The following is a 16,439-nucleotide window of genomic DNA, read 5'->3' as shown; positions in this document are numbered from 1 at the left end:
ACCACCACAACCATCAAGGTCACGGATCGCTCCGGAGCAACTTCACAAACTTACCCGGTCCCGGCCAAACAAGCAAATCAACGTTTCCGCGATCCACCCTGCCAACCAGAGGGCCCCCACCAAAATCCGGCACGCAACAAAGCGAACCATTTCCAGGCCGTTCATGAAGGGGGTCGGTCGCAAACTTTCCGCAACAGCGGCGGCGACTCGAATTACTTTACACGCCCCCAACACCACACACAAATCCACCCCGGGAACCACCCCCACACCCCCAAAAACCCCGCCACCACACGGAAACCAGACGGACGCACTGCCTGCCGCGGCCCCTTTCCGCAAAACCGGGGCCTGTGTAGTGGCTCACACCCGGGGGCATGTTCACTCACCGCATGTCCGGGTGAACACTAATTGCCTCGGTTTGCCTGAAACACGCAGAGGTTCAGGCTGGAGAAAGCGCGCCCGGTCGAGCCGCCTTGCGCGTACGTGCTACCCGCAGGGCCAGTGAAGTGGCTCCTCCGGTCAGGAGGAGAACCCCTGGCACCGCCGCAAGGAGTGCACTGCCCGGGGACGCCCCGGCAGCTGGCACTTCCAGGGTGCCGGCGACGTCGTCCGGGTGGTAGCTGATCTCGAGGGGGTCGCCGATCCGGTACGCGCAGGGTTCCGCGCTGGTGCCGGACTTGACGGCGTAGCGGGTGCCGTTGACATTCAGTTCGGCGACGGGTGCGCACAACCCCTTGCGGGTGATGTCCTGGTCCACCACGGTTCCTTGGGCGGTGATTGTGCCGGCACGGGGCGGTCCGGCGTGGAAGACGAGTAGCCACAGGAGGCCGGCGATGACGGCGGCTATGCCCACACCGGGACCGTAGCGGACCTTCGCAGCGGTGGAACTCATGGAGGATCTCTTTCGGCGTTAGGGCCCAGGGTCAGGGGCAGACAGAAATATGCGCGCACCCCGGTACCCAGGGACGTCCCGGGATGGGCAGGCCGATCCGTTCGAAGCAGCCAACCACGGCATATCCGCGGATGTGGGCAGCCTAGAGGATCATGCCAGCTTCGACGAGCACCGGTTCCAGCAGGCCGGAGACCGCGACCGCCGCGTCAACCGGGTCGTGACCGTGAAGTGGGGGAAACTGGCCCCATGACCCGCTTCTTCCGCCTGGCCCTCGTCCCGATCCTGATCACGGCCGGCGTCTCCCTGTCATGAAGGTCACCGCGGCCAGCGCCGACAATGTGGAAATGGAACGGATCCTGAAAGAGTCCCTCACCGCTGTGCTTAAGGATCCCCGGGTCGGGGACGGAGCTTTCGGAATGACCGTTTCCAGCCCCGGCGATGCGACATTCGTGGGCCCGGGCGACCTGGGATATGCGGGGACCGCCGCGACATCCGAGCTGCGGGAGTTTTACCGCTGACCAGCGACGAGGTTCACCCAGCCAAGACTTAGCTGGCGGGGTCGTATTGGAAAGCGCGCACCTCCTGCGGGCAGCGGCAGGCGACCGCGATCTTCGCGGCCCACTCCAGTGCTGCATCGTACGAGGGCAATTCCAGCACTGAGTAGCCGCCTTCGAGCTGCGCCGTCTGCGGGTAGGTGCCCGGGCGCACAGTACCGTCGCCGTCGACTACGACGGGCGGGACGCTCTCATCGATGCCGCCGCCGAAAACCCAGACGCCGGCGTCCTTCGCCTCCTGAACAACCGCGTGCGCCGCATCCGAAACGGCCTGCAGGTCTTCTTCCGGGAAGACCATGGCGGCACTCGGAAACGAGATCAGATACTTGGTCATCGCGTCGACTCCTTCTTCGCAGCACGGGTTCATCAAGGCACGGGGATCGCATTATCCTCGCCGATGCCATCGTGCCGCGCAAGATCTCGGCGGTCCCGCCGATCACAGAACACCGCCACGAAACGCTGCACTCCGAACCACACTCCCCAGGCCCCCGGGAGCCTTTACGGGCCTTCCAGCAACCCTTGAACCTGTAGAAGGAACTTCCGTCCGCCGTCGGTCAGGTTCGCTGCTTCACCGAACGTACGCTCCGGGACTTTCAGCTGCAGGCAGTCCAACATCCAGCGCACGTCCGAATAGAGGGCCTGGGCGGCGTCCAGGGGCACAGGTTTGCCGCCCTCCACCCGGAAACCCGCCGCATTCAGCGTGTCCGCGATCACCCGTCGCCGCGGTTCCCAGTCCGGGGTGGACCCCTCAAACAGCCAGTGGATCACCATGCGGGTCACAACGGCTGTCGCCTGATCCGCCGGGAAGGCCACCGCTTTGGCGAGGTAGTCCCACAGGGGACGGCCGCCGTCGCACATCTTGCGTCCGGCCGGCGGTAGGCCCAGCCGAGTTCGCGGACGGCCTGGCTGACCAGGGCAGGCTTGAGGTAGCCGTCCTGGGTTAATTGCAGTCCGTCTGTGCCCGCCTGGTCCAGCAGCCACTGCACGTGTGCCCTGGATGCTGACGCGGAGGTCGTAGGCGGGGACGGTGGCGGCGGGTTGCATAGTGGCAATCTTGCCAGAAGCACCTCAACAGACGCTCGCGACACCGGGCCGACCACGGCCGGGGGGTCGGTGCGCTCGTTGCACCAGAACCGTTCCACTGACTAGGGTTCTTGCTAAGCATGCTTAGCATGTGCGCGGCGTGCAAGCACCCGCGCTAAGAGACAAGTTGCTGAGAACCCACCGTCCGGAGGAGCACCATGACTGACCAGTACACGTTCAAGAACCCGGTGACAGCGTACGAGAACATCACTCCGCCCAAGCAGAGCCAGCCGGAACCCGGGCTGGATACCGAGCTAACGCCGAAGGCGGACCTGGGCGAGAACACCTACCGAGGCACCGGCCGGCTGGAAGGCCGCAAGGCGCTCGTGACCGGAGCGGATTCCGGCATCGGCGCCGCCACGGCCATCGCATTCGCACGCGAGGGGGCCGACGTCGTCATGTCCTACCTGCCGGAAGAGGAGGAGGACGCCGCCCGGATCGCCAACCTGATCGAGAAGGCCGGCCGCAAGGCCGTCAAGGTTCCCGGGGATCTCAAGGACTCTGCAATGTGCCGCCAGCTAGTCGAGACCGCGGTACGGGAACTCAGCGGTCTGGACATCCTGGTGAACAACGCCGGCAAGCAGGTGGCGCAGGAGGCGCTCGGCGACATCACCGACATTGAGTTCGACCATTCATACAAGACCAACGTGTACGCCATGTTCTGGCTCACCAAGGAGGCCGTGCCGCACCTGCCGGCCGGGTCGAGCATCATCAACACCACCTCCATCCAGGCCTACAGCCCCTCGGCGACCCTGGTGGACTACGCCTCCACCAAGGGTGCGATCAACAACTTCACCAAGGGCCTGGCCCAGCAGCTCGCGCCCAAGGGCATCCGGGTCAACGCGGTGGCGCCCGGTCCCATCTGGACGCCGCTCCAGGCAAGCGGCGGCCAGCCCACCGAGGACCTGCCCGAGTTCGGCAAGGAGACGCCGCTGGGCCGGGCCGGCCAGCCGGCCGAGCTGGCTCCGGCGTACGTGTTCCTAGCCTCAGCCGAATCCAGCTACGTGATCGGTGAGACCCTCAACGTCAACGGCGGCATGCCGACGCCGTAGTCCAGTTTGCAGTCCGACTCCGGCGCAGATTTGACTCGAGCGGGCCCTTTCCCGGTACGGTCCTTTGCCCCGGGGAGGGGTCCGCTTTGCTGTCCGTTTCTTCCGCTCCCCTGCGGCTGTTCTCCTGGCGCGGCCGCACTGCTACCTTGGCTGGATGGAACGATCTCTGGTTAGGCCCACCAACGGCAAGATCATCGCGGGCGTGTGCGCAGGCCTCGCTGACCGCTTCGGTATCTCCCGGACGCTGGTCCGGATCGGCTTTGTGCTCTTCGGCCTGTTCGGCGTCGGCGAGCTCGTCTATATCGCGCTGTGGATCATCGTGCCCAAGGCCCGGTAGCGGGCAGCGCGGGTGCCCGCTGTGCCCGGGCTACCCGCCCACGTGGTGGATGGTGAACGCGCTGAGGAATCCGACGGCGGCCACCAGCCCGGTGAGGTTGTGGTGTTCCTCGAACGCCTCCGGAATCATGGTGTCGGCCAGCATGGCCAGGATCCCGCCGGCGGCCACAGCCGTAATGAACGCCACCGCTTCCTCGGGAGCGTTCTCCAACGCCGTGAAACCGAGGAGTGACGCCCCGCCGGAGAGCAGGGCAATGCCGCCCCAGACGCTGAAGACGTATGCGGCGCTGCGGCCGGCTTTCTTCATGCCGGCCGTGCTGGAAAGCCCCTCGGGGACGTTGGAGATGAACACGGCCGCGAGCATGGCGGGGCTGACTGACCCGGCGGTGAGGAGCCCCACCCCAAGGACCACCGATTCCGGGATGCCGTCCAGCAGGGCGCCGACGGCGATGGCCGTGCCGCTTCCGGGACTGTCCTTTTCGGAGGGCTGCTTGCCGCCGGACCGCTTCCGGTGTTTGGCTCCGGAGCGGGCCAGCAGGGCGTTGGCGCTGACGTAGACCACGGCACCGGCCAGGAACCCCGCGACGGTGGGCCACAGCCCGCCGCCTTTTACTGCCTCGTCCACCAGTTCGAAGGCGAGGGCGGAGATGAGCACGCCGGCGCCGAATGCCATGATCGAGGAGACCAGCTTCGCGGGGATGGTCCACGTCCAGGACAGCCAGGAGCCGAGCACCAGCGCCCCGCCCGCCAGCGTTCCCCAGAACATCGCCTGCGCCCACATCGGCATGAGTCTTACCTTCCGCGGCCGCGAAGCCTGCTAGCTGGAAACTGAGAGGGTGTCCGGCGCCAAGCTGCCGGGCACCCCAGAATTCTTGCAGACCCAGGCGGTGAAGTGCCGCAGGAGCACGGTGGGGCTCGGGGGTGAAACGTCACCGCAACGAACTCCCCAGCCGCCCGCCAGCCCGGGTGCCGGACCCGGTGCGGGCGCGGCAAAATCCCCTTGAAACCTGCCGGGCCGGGCGTATCGTTTTTTCCATGGAACGCACTGCCCCTCCCCCGGAGGTGCCCGCGGACACCACCACGGGCCTACCCGGGGACATCACCGGAGAGGTGCACACCCTCGTCGTCGGCGCCGGCCAGGCGGGACTGGCCATGAGCTACTGGCTGAACCAGGCCGGCGTCGAGCACCAGGTACTGGAACGCCGACCCACCCTCGGCGGGGCCTGGCTTGACCGCTGGGACGGGTTCTGCCTGAACACCCCGAACTTCACCCTGCAGCTGCCGGGGATGCCCTACGCCGGCCCGGACCCGGACGCCTTTATGCCGCGCGATGACCTCATCGGCCACGTCCGGCACTACGGGGAAAGCATCGGCGCGCCCGTCCTCCCCGGCACGGAAGTCACCCGCATCGCACCTACGGACGACGGCGGGTTCCGGCTCGAGACAACACGGGGCAGCTGGCGGGCGCGCAACGTCGTGCTCGCCACGGGCGCTTACCAGCAACCGAAATCCCCCGCACTGTCCGCACGTCTGCCGGGGAACATCGAGCAGCGGCACGCCAATGACTACCGCAACCCGGGCCAGCTGCCGGACGGCGCCGTCCTGGTCGTGGGGACCGGCCAGTCCGGCGGGCAGATCGCCGAGGAGCTGCTCGCCGCCGGCCGGGAGGTACACCTGGCCGTGTCCGCCTGCCCGGAGGCGCCGCGCCGGTACCGCGGCAAGGACGCGATCCACTGGATGATCGAGATCGGCCTGCACGGCCCGGAATACGGGCTCAACGGCCTCGCCGTGGAGCAGCTGCCCTCCCCCGCGGCCAGGTTCATGTGCAACCCCCTGCTGTCCGGCGCGGACGGCGGCCACGACATCCACCTCCGGGACCTCGGCCGCCGCGGCGTCCGGCTGCACGGCCACCTGGAAGCCGCCGACGACGGCGACCTCGTCTTCAGCGACGACCTCCCGGCGCGCCTGGCCCAGGTGGAGGCCGGGTTCGGCCAGCGCCTGCAGCCGATGTTCGATGCCTACATTGCCGCGGCGGGCATCCGGGCCCCGGCGGCGGACCCGCCCCGGCAGGACGACTGGCTGCCGGCCGAGGCCCCGCGGCTGAACCCCGGCGCGGAGAACATCACGTCCGTCATCTGGGCAACCGGCTACCGGCTGGACTTCGGCTTCCTGGACATCCCGGTCCTGGACGAATGGAACTACCCGCGCCACCGTCACGGCGTCACGGAACACCCGGGCCTGTACGTGGTGGGACTGCCGTGGCTCAACGGGCACTGGTCGGCCATCGTCGCCGGGGTGGGCCGCGACGCCGCTTTTATTGCCGGGCACATCGCGGGGCGGTGAGCCTCCGGCCCACCGCCCCGCAAAACGTTCGCCGCCCCGATGGTGTTCACCGCTCGGGCGGCTGGGCCGATCGAAATCGGCGATTGGATCAGCAAGCCAGCGGTTACTGGACCTTGGCGCCCGGCCGGTACCAGGTCAGGGCCGACGTGTAGGGTTCGCTGGGCAGGTTCCCGGCGTACCAGGACTCCGTGGACCGCACCTCGGGGGTGTGGCCGTGGCCGTCCTTGAGCAGGGCTCGGACCGTGGCGGTGCCGGCGGTGATGACGAGTCCGAACAGCAGGACTACGAACAGTTCCATTTTTGGGTTCCTCGGGTGGAGTGCGGATTGGATGACTCCAGTGTCGGCAGCCGCCGTGTGAGCAACCGTGTGAATCCCCCGCGGCCGAATACCCAGGGCTGATTTTCCCAGCACGCTGGAGTGGCCCGCGGCGTAAAATTACTCCTATGGCCGAGACCTGGATCCGGCTGCTCGGTCCGCCCAGGATCGAGTCCTCCGGCGCCGCTCCACCACAGCCCAAGGGCCGAAAAGCCTGGGCCGTGCTGGCCTACCTCGCCCTGCAGCCGGACGGCATCAGCCGTTCCCGCACGGCCACCCTGCTGTTCCCGGACGCCGCGGATCCGCTGGGCGCCCTGCGCTGGAACCTCTCCGAGCTGCGCCGGACCCTGGCCGGCGTCCCCATTAGCGGCGACCCCCTGCGGCTGGCCCTCCTGCCGCCCTGGCGCTGCGATGCGCTGGAGCTGGTCGGCTCGGCCAACGGCAACGGCAACGGCAACGGCAACGGCAAGGATCCGCGGCAGTTCACCGGCCAGCTGCTGGAAGGACTCGCCTTCGCGGACAGCCCCATCTTTGACTCCTGGCTCGCGGACCAGCGCTACCGGCTCGAGAACTGCGTCCAGTCACTGCTCTATGAGGCGGCCCTGGCCGCCCTCGCCGCCGGCACCCCGGCGGACGCCGTCGAACTGGCCACCCTGGCACTGCGCCGGGATCCTTTCCACGCGGACTGCACCGCCGTCCTGGTCAAAGCACTCGCGGCCCTGGGCGAGCACCGGCGGGCCCGGGAGGAGGTCACCAAATGCGCGGACCTCTACCACCGGGAGCTGGGCCTGCCGCTGCCGGCGGAAGTCCGGCGTGCCCTGTCCGACTCGGTTCCGTCGGCCGACCCCGGAATGCCCCCCACCGCCGCCACCGTCCGGTCCTATCTCGACGCCGGCAGCGCCTCCCTGTCGGCGGGCGCCGTGGACCGCGGCCTGGACCAGCTGCGGCTCGCCGTCGTCCTGGCCCAGCGCGCTGGTCAACCAAACCCCGACCGCCACCTGGTGGCCGAGTCGCTGGTGACACTCGCTGGGGCGCTGATCCACCAGGCCGGCGGCCGCGGGGCCGAGGTCGCGGACTTCCTGCACCGCGCGCTGTCAGCGGAAGCGCCCGACGGCGTCTCCCGGACGGCCGCCGCGGCCTTCCGCGAGCTGGGCTACCTGTCCGTCCAGCGCGGTGTCCCGGACCGGGCGGCCGGCTGGCTCGAACGGGCGATGCAGGCCGCGCACGGAATCCCCGACGAGCAGGCACGGATCCTCGCGATCCAGGGCATGCTGGCCTCGGACACCGCGCACTACGGGGACGCGGTGGTTGCCTTCACCGAATCCGGGCTCCTCGCCAAGGCAGTCCGGAACCGGCGGCAGCAGGCCTTCAGCGAGGCACTGCTCGGGCGCGTCCACCTGCTCCGCGGGGACCTCGGGCTGGCGGCCGCGTCCCTGGACCGGGCGCTGGAGTGGATCGCGGAGGAGCACTGGACGGCGTTCGAGCCGTTTGTCGCCGGAGTCCGCGGCGAAACCTATCTGGCTGCCGGCCGGCTGGAGGATGCCGCCGCCCTGATTGACCGGTCCTGGGTGATGGCGGACCTGGCCGGCGACCACTGCTACATGGCCCTGGCCGCAGGGGCCGAAGCCCGGCTGTTCCTGGCGCACGGGGACCTCGCCGCCGCCGAGCACTGGATCGGCCGGGGCCTGGAACCGACCCCGTGGTACCTCTGGTACACGGCCCGGCTGCTGGATGCTGCGGCGGAAGTCACCATCGCCACGGGCTCGCCGCGGGCCTCAGCTTTCGTGGACCGGCTGGCCGCGCTGGCCAGCCGCAGCGGGATGCGGGAGTTCGTGGTCCGGGCGCAGTCGCACCGGGCGGTGCTCGGCGACGAGGCAGCAGCGCAGTCCGTGCCCTGGCTGGCGAAGGAGATCGACAACCCCGCGCTGGCCGCGTTCCTGGCCCGGCGCCACGGCGTCACCCTGTGATCCAGCTCCGGTTGAGCGGGTCCACGGCGACCGCGACTCGCGGGAACCCTCCGGGGCGGCGCGGTTGAGGATGCGGTATCTCGTCCACGACGCGCAAATTTCCTGGCGCACAGGGAATTCCGGTAGCGACAGGACATCCGCGCATCGCCGACCGCCAAGGGCATCGCCAGGACATCCGCGCATCGCCGACCGCCAAGGGCATCGCCAGGACGTCCGCGCATCGCCGCCCGCCTGGAGCATCCCAGGACTTTAGCGCATCGTTAGGCGCCGGCGTCAGGGCTTTGCGCGGCAACGTGGGCCAACGAAGCACATCCGGGTTAAACAAAAGCAGGGCCCGTCAAAGACGGACCCTGCTCGAAACCTGTAAGGTTCCGGACTCAGAAGAGTTAGCTGAAAGCTAAGTCTTAGAGAGCCTGGATGTTTACGGCCTGGGGACCCTTGGGGCCCTGCTCGGTTTCGAAGGAGACCTTCTGGTTCTCTTCGAGTGAGCGGAAGCCGGAAGAGGCGATCGCGGAGTAGTGTGCGAAGACGTCCTGTGAGGAGTCATCGGGGGAAATGAAGCCGAAGCCCTTTTCAGCGTTAAACCATTTGACGGTACCAGTAGCCATTATTTTTTGTCCTTCGTGAAGGTGGAGGAAAAGTCCCGACTTTCGGGTCCTCCTGTGTGGGGTGCTCAAAACCGCTGCTTCAGAAGAACAAGGTCTTGCAACCTTGCGTACTGCCTGAACTACGAACTGCATAAACACAACAACAGGATCAACAATACAGGAGATTTCCGGGGCGGATGACCACGGCGGTTCGCAGGGTGCCTCCGGCAGCTCATTTGGGCCCCTCCGCCGGGACGTGAGCGGATCTAGAATGGCCGCATGACACCACAGGAGCTGGCTAACCTGGCACACCTCCGCCGGGCCCGGGACCTGATCGACCGGGACTACGCCCGGCCCCTCGATGTGCCCACCATGGCCGCCGGCGCCCTGATGTCCCCGGCGCACTTCTCCCGCCAGTTCAAGGCAGCCTACGGCGAGACGCCCTACAACTATCTGATGACCCGGCGGATCGAACGGGCCATGGCGCTGCTGCGGGCCGGCGCCAGCGTGACCGATGCATGCATGGAGGTCGGCTGTACCTCGCTGGGATCGTTCAGCTCACGGTTCACCGAGATCGTCGGCATGCCGCCCAGCGAGTACCGCTCCCGGGAGCACCACGCGGTGAAGGCGATGCCGCCGTGCATTGCCCGGCTGCGCACACGGCCCGCCCGCAAACCGAGCAGGATTGAAGAAGCGCCCCCGCGAGCGCAGCAATAGCGTGGAAGACATGAACATTTCACTGCAGTATTCACAAATCACCGTCAATGACCTCGACGAGTCACTCGCCTTCTACCGGGACGTGCTCGGCCTGGAAGTGCGCAACGACGTCGGCTCGGACGGGCAGCGCTGGGTCACGCTCGGCAGCAAGGCCCAGCCGGATCTGGAGCTGGTGCTCTCCGAACCGCACGCCGGCCGTTCCCAGGACGACGGCGACGCCCTCCAGCAGCTGCTCGTCAAGGGCGCCCTCCCCATCCTCGTGTTCCGCACGGACGATCTCGACGCCACATTCGAGACGGTCCGGGCCTCCGGTGCGGAGGTCCTCCAGGAACCCATCACCCAGCCGTGGGGCCCGCGCGACTGCGCCTTCCGCGACCCGTCCGGGAACATGGTCCGCTTTAACCAGGGCTGAGGAACGAAGGCGTAGAACCACGTTGCCGGGCAGCTTGGGACGGCCCCGGCACCGGCTTGAATCAAGCCCTGAGCGTCAGTCCGGGCCGCACATCGGGGCGCTCGTTCACTACAGGGAGTGCCGTGTCGACGGAATGCCCTGACGAGATCTGCCGCTTGACCTGCTCAAGCTCATCTTTGAGCAGGTCAACGGTGGCACGGTATCTTTCAAAGTCTGCCGTCCGGCGCCTGGCCGCGGCGAAGCTGAGGCCGGCGGCGAGAATGGCAAGCGGGAAGGTCACCAGCAGGGCCCAGCCGGACGCGGCCAGGAAGTCCAGCGCTACGGGAAGTGTCTGCTTGAAGGCCAGGAACTCGTTCACCCCGCCGACCACTCCGTTCAGCGCGGAGTCCAGGGGACCCAGAAACTGCCCGACGACAGGCGTTCCGGAAAACGACGGAGCGCTCAGGGGCGGCTCTCCCCCTACTGACCAGCGCGAATCACCGAAATGGTTCAGGACGTAGATCCCGGCACCCGCATTGAGGGCCGCGAAGAGCATGACGGAACCCAGCGCAGTCCAGTGAAGCCTGCGGGGACGCCAGACGCCGGCCACAAGCGCGAAGACAGTGGCAGCAACCCAGGAAAAGGTGCGGAGTTCATCGCGGCCCATGCCGCCCAGTAGATCCAAGGAAATTCCCTGCCGCCTTCAGTTGGAGTCAATGCTTGTTCCGGTCGCAGGCGAGCCTATCCCAGTCACGGCCGGGCATGCCGCGGCCGGAACCTCACTCACCAAACGGACTTTCTGCGTGATTCGCGCAAAATCCTTGCGCCAAACACGCAATGGCTCTACGCTTTGGAGATCACCGAAGCCGGGCGGCTCGGTCCTTCCCACAACAATGAGGTTGCTAAATGTCTGTTCCAATCAAGGCCACCATGGAAAAAGTCCCTGGCGGCATGATGCTGATCCCGCTGCTCATTGGTGCTCTTCTCGCCACCTTCGCACCGGATTCCGCCAAATTCTTCGGTTCGTTCACGGGCGCACTCTTCACCGGTGGCACCACGATCCTCGCCGTGTTCTACGTGTGCATGGGCGCAAGCATCGACATCAAGGCCACCCCGTACATCCTGAAAAAGGGCGGCGTCCTTTTCGGCAGCAAAGTCTTGTTCGCCATCATCATCGGCGTCGTCGCAGGCAGGTTCCTGGGCGAACTTCCCATCGACGGCGGGCTGCTGGGGGGCTTGTCTGTCCTGGCCATCCTGGCAGCGCTCAATGACACTAACGGCGGAATGTACATGGCGCTCATGGGCCAGTACGGCAAGCCCAAGGACGTGGCTGCCTACTCCGTCATGACGCTGGAATCCGGCCCCTTCCTGACCATGCTGACCCTGGGCGTTGCCGGCTTGTCGGCCTTTCCGTGGCAAGCCCTGGTCGGGGCCATCATTCCCTTGGTCCTCGGAGCCGTGCTGGGCGCACTTGACCCGGCCATGCGCAAGTTCCTTTCCGCTGCGGCGCCCGTTCTCATTCCGTTCTTCGCCCTCGCTCTTGGCTTCGGCCTGAACCTGGAAAAGGTACTCAGTGCAGGGCTGCTGGGTGTTGGGCTTGGCCTGTTCGTTCTTATCGCCGGCGGTGCGGTGCTTTTCTTCGCCGACAAGCTGACCGGAGGCTCAGGCATTGCCGGTCTCGCGGCAGCCACCACGGCGGGCAACGCCGCCACGGTTCCCATGCTGGTGGCCGCTGCCAACCCTGCATACCTTCCCGCAGCGGGTCCTGCCACCGTACTGGTCGCCGCTTCCGTCGTTGTCACCGCCATCGGTTGCCCCCTTATGGTTGCGTGGTACGCCAAGCGCCTCAAAGCCAAGGAGGCCGCGGCAGCACCCGAGGTGGCACACGCAGTATGAACACCGACGGAATCAGGCGCTGGGCCATTGTCGCCGATGACCTGACGGGAGCGGCAGATGCAGCCGCCGCCTATGGCCCCACGCACACCAGTTCTGTAGTCCTTGACCTCGACGGCGCTTGGCCCGATGCCGAGATCCTTTCGATCAACACCGAGAGCCGCTATCTGGCCGAGGAGGACGCCGCCTCGGCCGTCACGTCGGCCGTCGGCCGCGCCCTGGGGCAGCAGCGCTGGGTCTTCAAGAAGATTGATTCGTTGCTGCGAGGCAATGTGGGCGTGGAAGTCGCGGCAACTTTGGCGCGGTTCAGCCAGGGGCGCCGCGGGATAGGTCTTGCTGTGGTGGCTCCGGCCTTTCCGGCCACGGGAAGGACCACATACGGCGGCATGGTCCACGTGGACGGCGTTCAGAACATTGAAGGTAAATACGGTGGGGACGTCGCCCGAGCACTGGCCGCCGGTGGTCTCACCGTCGAAGTGGTTGCCGGACATTCCGGACGTACACCGAAGGAACTGGCGTCGCTCCTGAGGCAAGTGCAGGAACGCGGGATCGACGCCGTCGTACTGGACGCCTCCTCCGACGAACATCTCGGATGCGTCGCGGCCGCGGCGGAGCTGTTGGAGTTTCCGACGCTCCTGGTGGGCTCGGGCGGACTGGCGGGGCACATCGCCGCAGGCAGAGACGGAGTGCAGGCCCGTGATTCACAGCTGCGGCACGTAAACCGGACCTTGACCGTGATCGGCAGCTACTCCACCCTGGCACGGCGGCAGATCCGGGAACTCGTCACGGCCGGCGTCGAACACATCAAGCTGGACCACTCGAAACTGGACGATGCAGCCGTTCAGCGCCAGGTTGCAGAGGCTTTGTCCCGGACGGACGTGGTGTTGACACCGGATCCGATGGGCACGGTGGACAAGTCACAGGCACTGGTTGTAGCCCAGGCCCTGGCCCGGGCCACCGCCGCGGGCATCGGGCACTGTGACGCCCTCGTCCTGACGGGCGGGGAGACGGCCACCGCAGTCCTGGAGGCACTCGGCGCGGGTAGCTTCACGGTGCTCGGCGAGATTGAGCCGGGCGTCGTCATGAGCCTCCTGCCCGCCCCACTCCCCCTTCTGGTCACCAAGGCCGGCGCCTTCGGCGATGCCGGAACGCTGGCCCGGACCAAACAATTTCTTACTGGCACAACGAATGAAATGAGTATCAAATAATGGGACGTCCGATTGTTGCCATCACCATGGGCGATGCAGCTGGCATTGGCCCGGAAATCATCGTCAAGGCCTTGGCTGACGCGGAGCTCCGCTCGAAAGCCCGCATGCTCGTCGTCGGGGACCTTCGCCGGCTGCAGCTGGCCGCGGACATCGTCTCCAGCCCGCTGACCCTTCGCAGAGTCTCGGAACCGTCGGAGGCCTTGTTCGAGGAGGGCACCATCGACGTCCTCGACATCGACTGCATCCCCACCGACCTTGCCTGGGGTGAACTCTCCGCCGCGGCCGGACACGGTTCATACCTCTTCATTGAGAAAGCCGTTGCCCTGGCAATGGACCGCCAGGTGGATGCGATCTGCACCGGGCCCCTGAATAAGGCGGCACTGCACGCTGCCGGCCACAAGTTCCCCGGACACACCGAACTCCTCGCCGAACTGACCGGCACCGAGGAGGTCTCGATGATGCTGACCGCCCCGAAGATGCGCGTCATCCACGTCACCACCCACATTGGCCTGATCGATGCGATCGCCAAGATCAACGGCGACCTGGTCTACCGCACCATCAAACGCGGGCACGAACTTCTGCTCGCCTCCGGCATTGAAAACCCGCGGATCGCCGTGTGTGCCATCAACCCGCACGCAGGCGAGGGCGGACTGTTCGGCTATGGCGAAGAGGCGGAAAAGATCCAGCCGGGCATCGAGAAGGCCCAGGCTGAGGGTATTGACGCAATCGGTCCGCTCCCGGCCGACACGCTGTTCTTCCTTGCCGGCCGCGGCGATTTCGATCTCGTGGTGGCCCAGTACCACGATCAGGGCCACGGCCCGGTCAAGGTCCTTGGTCTGGAGAACGGCGTCAACATCACCGTAGGTCTGCCCGTGGTGCGCACTTCGGTTGACCACGGCACGGCCTTCGACATCGCGGGCAAGAACATCGCTGACCACGAGTCACTTCTTGAGGCATTGCGGCAGGCGGTGGACTTGGCGCCGTCGCGCGGCGAGAATCTCTAGGTGAACGCAAAAGATAGACGACTCGAAATCGGGTCAGTACTTTCCGAACGGCCGGTCAGCGTGGAAGAGCTGGCCGGCCGCTACGGTGTTTCCCTGTCGACCATCCGGCGCGACCTCGAGATGCTGGCCAAATCCGGCCAAATCCTGCGGACCTATGGCGGTGCTCGTACTGCCGACGCCGGCGAGAAAAGTCTGCGCCAACGCCAACAAATTGCGACAAGCCAGAAGGCCGCGATCGGCCGGGTCGCGGCAACTTTCGTGGCACCGGGCTCGGTGAACATCCTGGACGCCGGAACCACTGCCGGCGCGCTGGCTGCCCGGATCGCGGACCGGGAGGGCATAACCGTGGTGACTAACGGGCTCACCACGACGCAGCTCCTGGAGGCCAGCGAAGGCATTGAACTCATCGTCATTGGCGGAACCCTGCGTCACGTCAGCTCGGGCATGGTGGGACCGCTCGCGGAACGGGTCATGTCCTCCATCACCGCAGATGCCGCGTTCCTCAGTGCCGACGGCGTGACCGCGGCACGTGGACTGTCGGAAGGAACACCCGAGCAGGCTGCGCTTAAACGTCTTATGGTGGATAACTCCCACCTGGTCTACGTTGTCGCTGACTCGACCAAGCTGGGCCTGGAATCCTCACACTGGTGGACCCCGCTGGAGCGGCCCTGGCACCTGATCACCGACGACGGAGCAACGGAAGAACAGCTCAAGCCCTTCCGGGACCTCGGAAACGTAGAGATCCACCTGACAAGGGTTGTGTAGGGCTGGAAGTTACCGGACCGCGTTGTTGGCGTTCACGCGGCCGTGTGCCCAGTAGGTGCCAGTCCCGGAAATGTTGTCGGCGGTTGATTCGATGTTCGCGCGGACTGACGTGTTCGTGGCGCCGGCGTGGGAACTCCAGGCAAGCGCGGCAGTTGCCGCAACGATGGGTGAGGACATGGAGGTTCCGTTGCCGACGTCGTAACCGAAGGAGCGATTGTTCTGCGTCCCGAGGACAAATGTGTGGTTCGGGAAGGTTGAGTAGACGTTGACTCCGGGTGCTGCGACGTCCACCCAGCTGGCCCCGTACGTGGAGAACGATGCTTTGGCGTCGGTGTTGTCGGTGGCGGCGACGGCAATGACGTTGGGGTATGCGCCCGGGTAGATCTTGGTCTGGTTACTGCCGTTGCCTGCTGCGGCAACTAGCACCACGCCCTTACTCCAGGCGTTGTTGATGGCAGTTTCGAGGGTGCGTGATGCCCGCACGCCGAGGCTCATATTGATAACCTTCGCGCCGTTATTGACGGCCCAGTTGATGCCGTTCGCCAGGCTCGAGCTGGAGCCAACCCCGCTGTCGTTGAGGACCTTGCCGTCCAGGATGGTGCATCCCGGACACACACCGGCAACCCCAACCGTGTTGTCGGCGGTGGCGGCGACAATACCGGCCACGTGCGTGCCGTGCCCGTAGTTGTCCTCACCGGTTGCCCCATTCGTGAAGTTGGCGCGGGCACCCACCTTTGGTGTGATGTCGGCATTGTCGCTGGCGACACCGGAATCGAGAACGGCGACTTTGATACCGGTCCCTCTCGTGACACCCCATGCCTCGACGGCGTCGACGTCGGCGTCTGCTGTGCCCCCGGCTACCGACAAAGTGCCGGCAGTGTTGGTGAACGATTGGCCAATGTTTTGCAGAGCGTACTGGCGAGGGAAATACTCGTCAGCCGTAGTGGCCGTAACAGTCTCGTCCGGCTCCGCGTATTCAATTGCCGGGTTCCGGCTCAATTCTTCTATGAGCTGGGCTTCCCTGTCGGCGGGTACCTTGACGAGCTGGGCGCCAGTGCTGCCGATACCGGCACCCTCCGTGAGGCCCTGCTGGCGCAGTAAGCCGGCTGCCGAGCCATTGTCGCGGAATTTGACCATGATGTGCCCCGCGATCGGTGCTGACGGGGTCGCCGCGCTGCTCGTGGTCACTGCATTGCTTGGGGCTGCCATGGCGATTGTGCCGCAGCCAATGACTAACGCCGCGAAGCCGGCTATAACGGTTCTTTTCATGCGGAGTATCTTGCTTCACTCTGCGCTGGCTGGATAGAGCCTGCCGGCACATTACGTGCTGGCTT

General features: G+C 66.2%; 20 protein-coding genes. 12 read left to right on the top strand and 8 right to left on the bottom strand.

Features of this window, described 5'->3' with window-relative positions; all coding sequences use genetic code 11:
• Nucleotides 1-436 precede the first annotated feature (436 nt).
• Nucleotides 437-889 (bottom strand): DUF3592 domain-containing protein, encoded by a 453-nt coding sequence (locus QCD75_RS16280; protein WP_301230338.1) that lies wholly within the window; start codon nt 887-889, stop codon nt 437-439.
• Between the two features lie 49 nt (nt 890-938).
• Between QCD75_RS16280 and QCD75_RS16275 the strand changes: the two genes are divergently transcribed.
• A complete protein-coding gene (locus QCD75_RS16275) occupies nt 939-1,139 on the top strand; it encodes a hypothetical protein (protein WP_301230337.1) in 201 nt (66 codons plus the stop codon).
• Between the two features lie 58 nt (nt 1,140-1,197).
• Nucleotides 1,198-1,407, top strand: a complete 210-nt coding sequence (locus QCD75_RS16270) for a hypothetical protein (RefSeq protein WP_301230336.1) — start codon at nt 1,198-1,200, stop codon at nt 1,405-1,407.
• A 28-nt stretch (nt 1,408-1,435) separates the two neighbouring features.
• On the opposite strand, the gene QCD75_RS16265 is transcribed toward QCD75_RS16270, so the two are convergent.
• Nucleotides 1,436-1,777, bottom strand: a complete 342-nt coding sequence (locus QCD75_RS16265) for a YciI family protein (RefSeq protein WP_301230335.1) — start codon at nt 1,775-1,777, stop codon at nt 1,436-1,438.
• 164 nt (nt 1,778-1,941) lie between these two features.
• Nucleotides 1,942-2,301 carry a hypothetical protein gene (locus QCD75_RS16260; RefSeq protein WP_301230334.1) on the bottom strand — a complete coding sequence of 120 codons (360 nt, stop codon included), beginning with the start codon at nt 2,299-2,301 and terminating at the stop codon, nt 1,942-1,944.
• 383 nt (nt 2,302-2,684) lie between these two features.
• Between QCD75_RS16260 and QCD75_RS16255 the strand changes: the two genes are divergently transcribed.
• Together QCD75_RS16255 and QCD75_RS16250 are read left to right on the top strand one after the other, a co-directional pair.
• The gene (locus QCD75_RS16255) at nt 2,685-3,578 is read left to right on the top strand and encodes a glucose 1-dehydrogenase (RefSeq protein WP_301230333.1); all 894 of its coding nucleotides are present in this window, start codon (nt 2,685-2,687) and stop codon (nt 3,576-3,578) included.
• Between the two features lie 154 nt (nt 3,579-3,732).
• A complete protein-coding gene (locus QCD75_RS16250; RefSeq protein ID WP_301230332.1) occupies nt 3,733-3,915 on the top strand; it encodes a PspC domain-containing protein in 183 nt (60 codons plus the stop codon).
• Between the two features lie 30 nt (nt 3,916-3,945).
• Here the strand turns inward: QCD75_RS16250 and QCD75_RS16245 are convergent, their stop codons facing one another.
• A complete protein-coding gene (locus QCD75_RS16245) occupies nt 3,946-4,701 on the bottom strand; it encodes a ZIP family metal transporter (RefSeq protein ID WP_301230331.1) in 756 nt (251 codons plus the stop codon).
• A 248-nt stretch (nt 4,702-4,949) separates the two neighbouring features.
• Between QCD75_RS16245 and QCD75_RS16240 the strand changes: the two genes are divergently transcribed.
• Nucleotides 4,950-6,257, top strand: coding sequence for a flavin-containing monooxygenase (locus tag QCD75_RS16240; protein ID WP_301230330.1), 1,308 nt, complete (start codon nt 4,950-4,952; stop codon nt 6,255-6,257).
• Nucleotides 6,258-6,360: 103 nt separating this feature from the next.
• On the opposite strand, the gene QCD75_RS16235 is transcribed toward QCD75_RS16240, so the two are convergent.
• A complete protein-coding gene (locus tag QCD75_RS16235; protein ID WP_301230329.1) occupies nt 6,361-6,555 on the bottom strand; it encodes a hypothetical protein in 195 nt (64 codons plus the stop codon).
• Between the two features lie 146 nt (nt 6,556-6,701).
• Here QCD75_RS16235 and QCD75_RS16230 point away from each other — a divergent pair, with 146 nt between their 5' ends.
• The gene (locus QCD75_RS16230) at nt 6,702-8,540 is read left to right on the top strand and encodes an SARP family transcriptional regulator (protein ID WP_301230328.1); all 1,839 of its coding nucleotides are present in this window, start codon (nt 6,702-6,704) and stop codon (nt 8,538-8,540) included.
• Between the two features lie 404 nt (nt 8,541-8,944).
• Here the strand turns inward: QCD75_RS16230 and QCD75_RS16225 are convergent, their stop codons facing one another.
• Nucleotides 8,945-9,148: a cold-shock protein gene (locus tag QCD75_RS16225; protein ID WP_024365339.1), complete on the bottom strand. Its 204-nt coding sequence runs from the start codon at nt 9,146-9,148 to the stop codon at nt 8,945-8,947.
• 258 nt (nt 9,149-9,406) lie between these two features.
• Here QCD75_RS16225 and QCD75_RS16220 point away from each other — a divergent pair, with 258 nt between their 5' ends.
• Nucleotides 9,407-9,844, top strand: coding sequence for a helix-turn-helix transcriptional regulator (locus QCD75_RS16220; RefSeq protein WP_301230327.1), 438 nt, complete (start codon nt 9,407-9,409; stop codon nt 9,842-9,844).
• Between the two features lie 10 nt (nt 9,845-9,854).
• Nucleotides 9,855-10,256 carry a VOC family protein gene (locus tag QCD75_RS16215; protein ID WP_301230326.1) on the top strand — a complete coding sequence of 134 codons (402 nt, stop codon included), beginning with the start codon at nt 9,855-9,857 and terminating at the stop codon, nt 10,254-10,256.
• Nucleotides 10,257-10,317: 61 nt separating this feature from the next.
• On the opposite strand, the gene QCD75_RS16210 is transcribed toward QCD75_RS16215, so the two are convergent.
• Nucleotides 10,318-10,920 (bottom strand): hypothetical protein, encoded by a 603-nt coding sequence (locus QCD75_RS16210; protein WP_301230325.1) that lies wholly within the window; start codon nt 10,918-10,920, stop codon nt 10,318-10,320.
• Between the two features lie 221 nt (nt 10,921-11,141).
• On the opposite strand from QCD75_RS16210, the gene QCD75_RS16205 reads away from it, so the two are divergent.
• Genes QCD75_RS16205 through QCD75_RS16190 form a run of 4 tightly spaced genes read left to right on the top strand, consistent with a single transcriptional unit; the run spans nt 11,142 to nt 15,105 of the window.
• Nucleotides 11,142-12,131, top strand: a complete 990-nt coding sequence (locus QCD75_RS16205) for a 2-keto-3-deoxygluconate permease (protein WP_301230324.1) — start codon at nt 11,142-11,144, stop codon at nt 12,129-12,131.
• Nucleotides 12,128-13,336, top strand: coding sequence for a four-carbon acid sugar kinase family protein (locus tag QCD75_RS16200; protein ID WP_301230323.1), 1,209 nt, complete (start codon nt 12,128-12,130; stop codon nt 13,334-13,336). Before QCD75_RS16205 ends, QCD75_RS16200 begins: the two co-directional genes overlap by 4 nt.
• Nucleotides 13,336-14,340: a 4-hydroxythreonine-4-phosphate dehydrogenase PdxA gene (gene pdxA, locus QCD75_RS16195; RefSeq protein ID WP_301230322.1), complete on the top strand. Its 1,005-nt coding sequence runs from the start codon at nt 13,336-13,338 to the stop codon at nt 14,338-14,340. The genes QCD75_RS16200 and pdxA overlap by 1 nt, the downstream gene beginning before the upstream one ends.
• Nucleotides 14,341-15,105, top strand: coding sequence for a DeoR/GlpR family DNA-binding transcription regulator (locus QCD75_RS16190; protein WP_301230321.1), 765 nt, complete (start codon nt 14,341-14,343; stop codon nt 15,103-15,105).
• Nucleotides 15,106-15,114: 9 nt separating this feature from the next.
• Here the strand turns inward: QCD75_RS16190 and QCD75_RS16185 are convergent, their stop codons facing one another.
• On the bottom strand, nt 15,115-16,374 hold the full coding sequence (locus QCD75_RS16185; RefSeq protein WP_301230320.1) for a S8 family serine peptidase: 1,260 nt from the start codon (nt 16,372-16,374) through the stop codon (nt 15,115-15,117).
• Between the last annotated feature and the right edge of the window lie 65 nt (nt 16,375-16,439).

The organism is Arthrobacter sp. PsM3, from assembly GCF_030433895.1.
Lineage (GTDB): Bacteria > Actinomycetota > Actinomycetes > Actinomycetales > Micrococcaceae > Arthrobacter.
Note: the sequence above shows the minus strand (reverse complement) of the source record. Positions and strands in the feature narration are given on the sequence as shown.

Excerpts from the sequence above, each read along its gene's own strand:
- QCD75_RS16200 (WP_301230323.1), top strand. The coding sequence starts at position 12,128 with ATGAACACCGACGGAATCAGGCGCTGGGCCATTGTCGCCGATGACCTG.
- QCD75_RS16215 (WP_301230326.1), top strand. The coding sequence starts at position 9,855 with ATGAACATTTCACTGCAGTATTCACAAATCACCGTCAATGACCTCGAC.
- QCD75_RS16260 (WP_301230334.1), bottom strand. The coding sequence starts at position 2,301 with ATGTGCGACGGCGGCCGTCCCCTGTGGGACTACCTCGCCAAAGCGGTG.
- QCD75_RS16280 (WP_301230338.1), bottom strand. The coding sequence starts at position 889 with ATGAGTTCCACCGCTGCGAAGGTCCGCTACGGTCCCGGTGTGGGCATA.
- QCD75_RS16230 (WP_301230328.1), top strand. The coding sequence starts at position 6,702 with ATGGCCGAGACCTGGATCCGGCTGCTCGGTCCGCCCAGGATCGAGTCC.
- QCD75_RS16185 (WP_301230320.1), bottom strand. The coding sequence starts at position 16,374 with ATGAAAAGAACCGTTATAGCCGGCTTCGCGGCGTTAGTCATTGGCTGC.
- QCD75_RS16235 (WP_301230329.1), bottom strand. The coding sequence starts at position 6,555 with ATGGAACTGTTCGTAGTCCTGCTGTTCGGACTCGTCATCACCGCCGGC.
- QCD75_RS16270 (WP_301230336.1), top strand. The coding sequence starts at position 1,198 with ATGAAGGTCACCGCGGCCAGCGCCGACAATGTGGAAATGGAACGGATC.
- QCD75_RS16250 (WP_301230332.1), top strand. The coding sequence starts at position 3,733 with ATGGAACGATCTCTGGTTAGGCCCACCAACGGCAAGATCATCGCGGGC.
- QCD75_RS16220 (WP_301230327.1), top strand. The coding sequence starts at position 9,407 with ATGACACCACAGGAGCTGGCTAACCTGGCACACCTCCGCCGGGCCCGG.
- QCD75_RS16245 (WP_301230331.1), bottom strand. The coding sequence starts at position 4,701 with ATGCCGATGTGGGCGCAGGCGATGTTCTGGGGAACGCTGGCGGGCGGG.
- QCD75_RS16255 (WP_301230333.1), top strand. The coding sequence starts at position 2,685 with ATGACTGACCAGTACACGTTCAAGAACCCGGTGACAGCGTACGAGAAC.
- QCD75_RS16275 (WP_301230337.1), top strand. The coding sequence starts at position 939 with ATGCGCGCACCCCGGTACCCAGGGACGTCCCGGGATGGGCAGGCCGAT.
- QCD75_RS16225 (WP_024365339.1), bottom strand. The coding sequence starts at position 9,148 with ATGGCTACTGGTACCGTCAAATGGTTTAACGCTGAAAAGGGCTTCGGC.
- QCD75_RS16265 (WP_301230335.1), bottom strand. The coding sequence starts at position 1,777 with ATGACCAAGTATCTGATCTCGTTTCCGAGTGCCGCCATGGTCTTCCCG.
- QCD75_RS16240 (WP_301230330.1), top strand. The coding sequence starts at position 4,950 with ATGGAACGCACTGCCCCTCCCCCGGAGGTGCCCGCGGACACCACCACG.
- pdxA (WP_301230322.1), top strand. The coding sequence starts at position 13,336 with ATGGGACGTCCGATTGTTGCCATCACCATGGGCGATGCAGCTGGCATT.
- QCD75_RS16205 (WP_301230324.1), top strand. The coding sequence starts at position 11,142 with ATGTCTGTTCCAATCAAGGCCACCATGGAAAAAGTCCCTGGCGGCATG.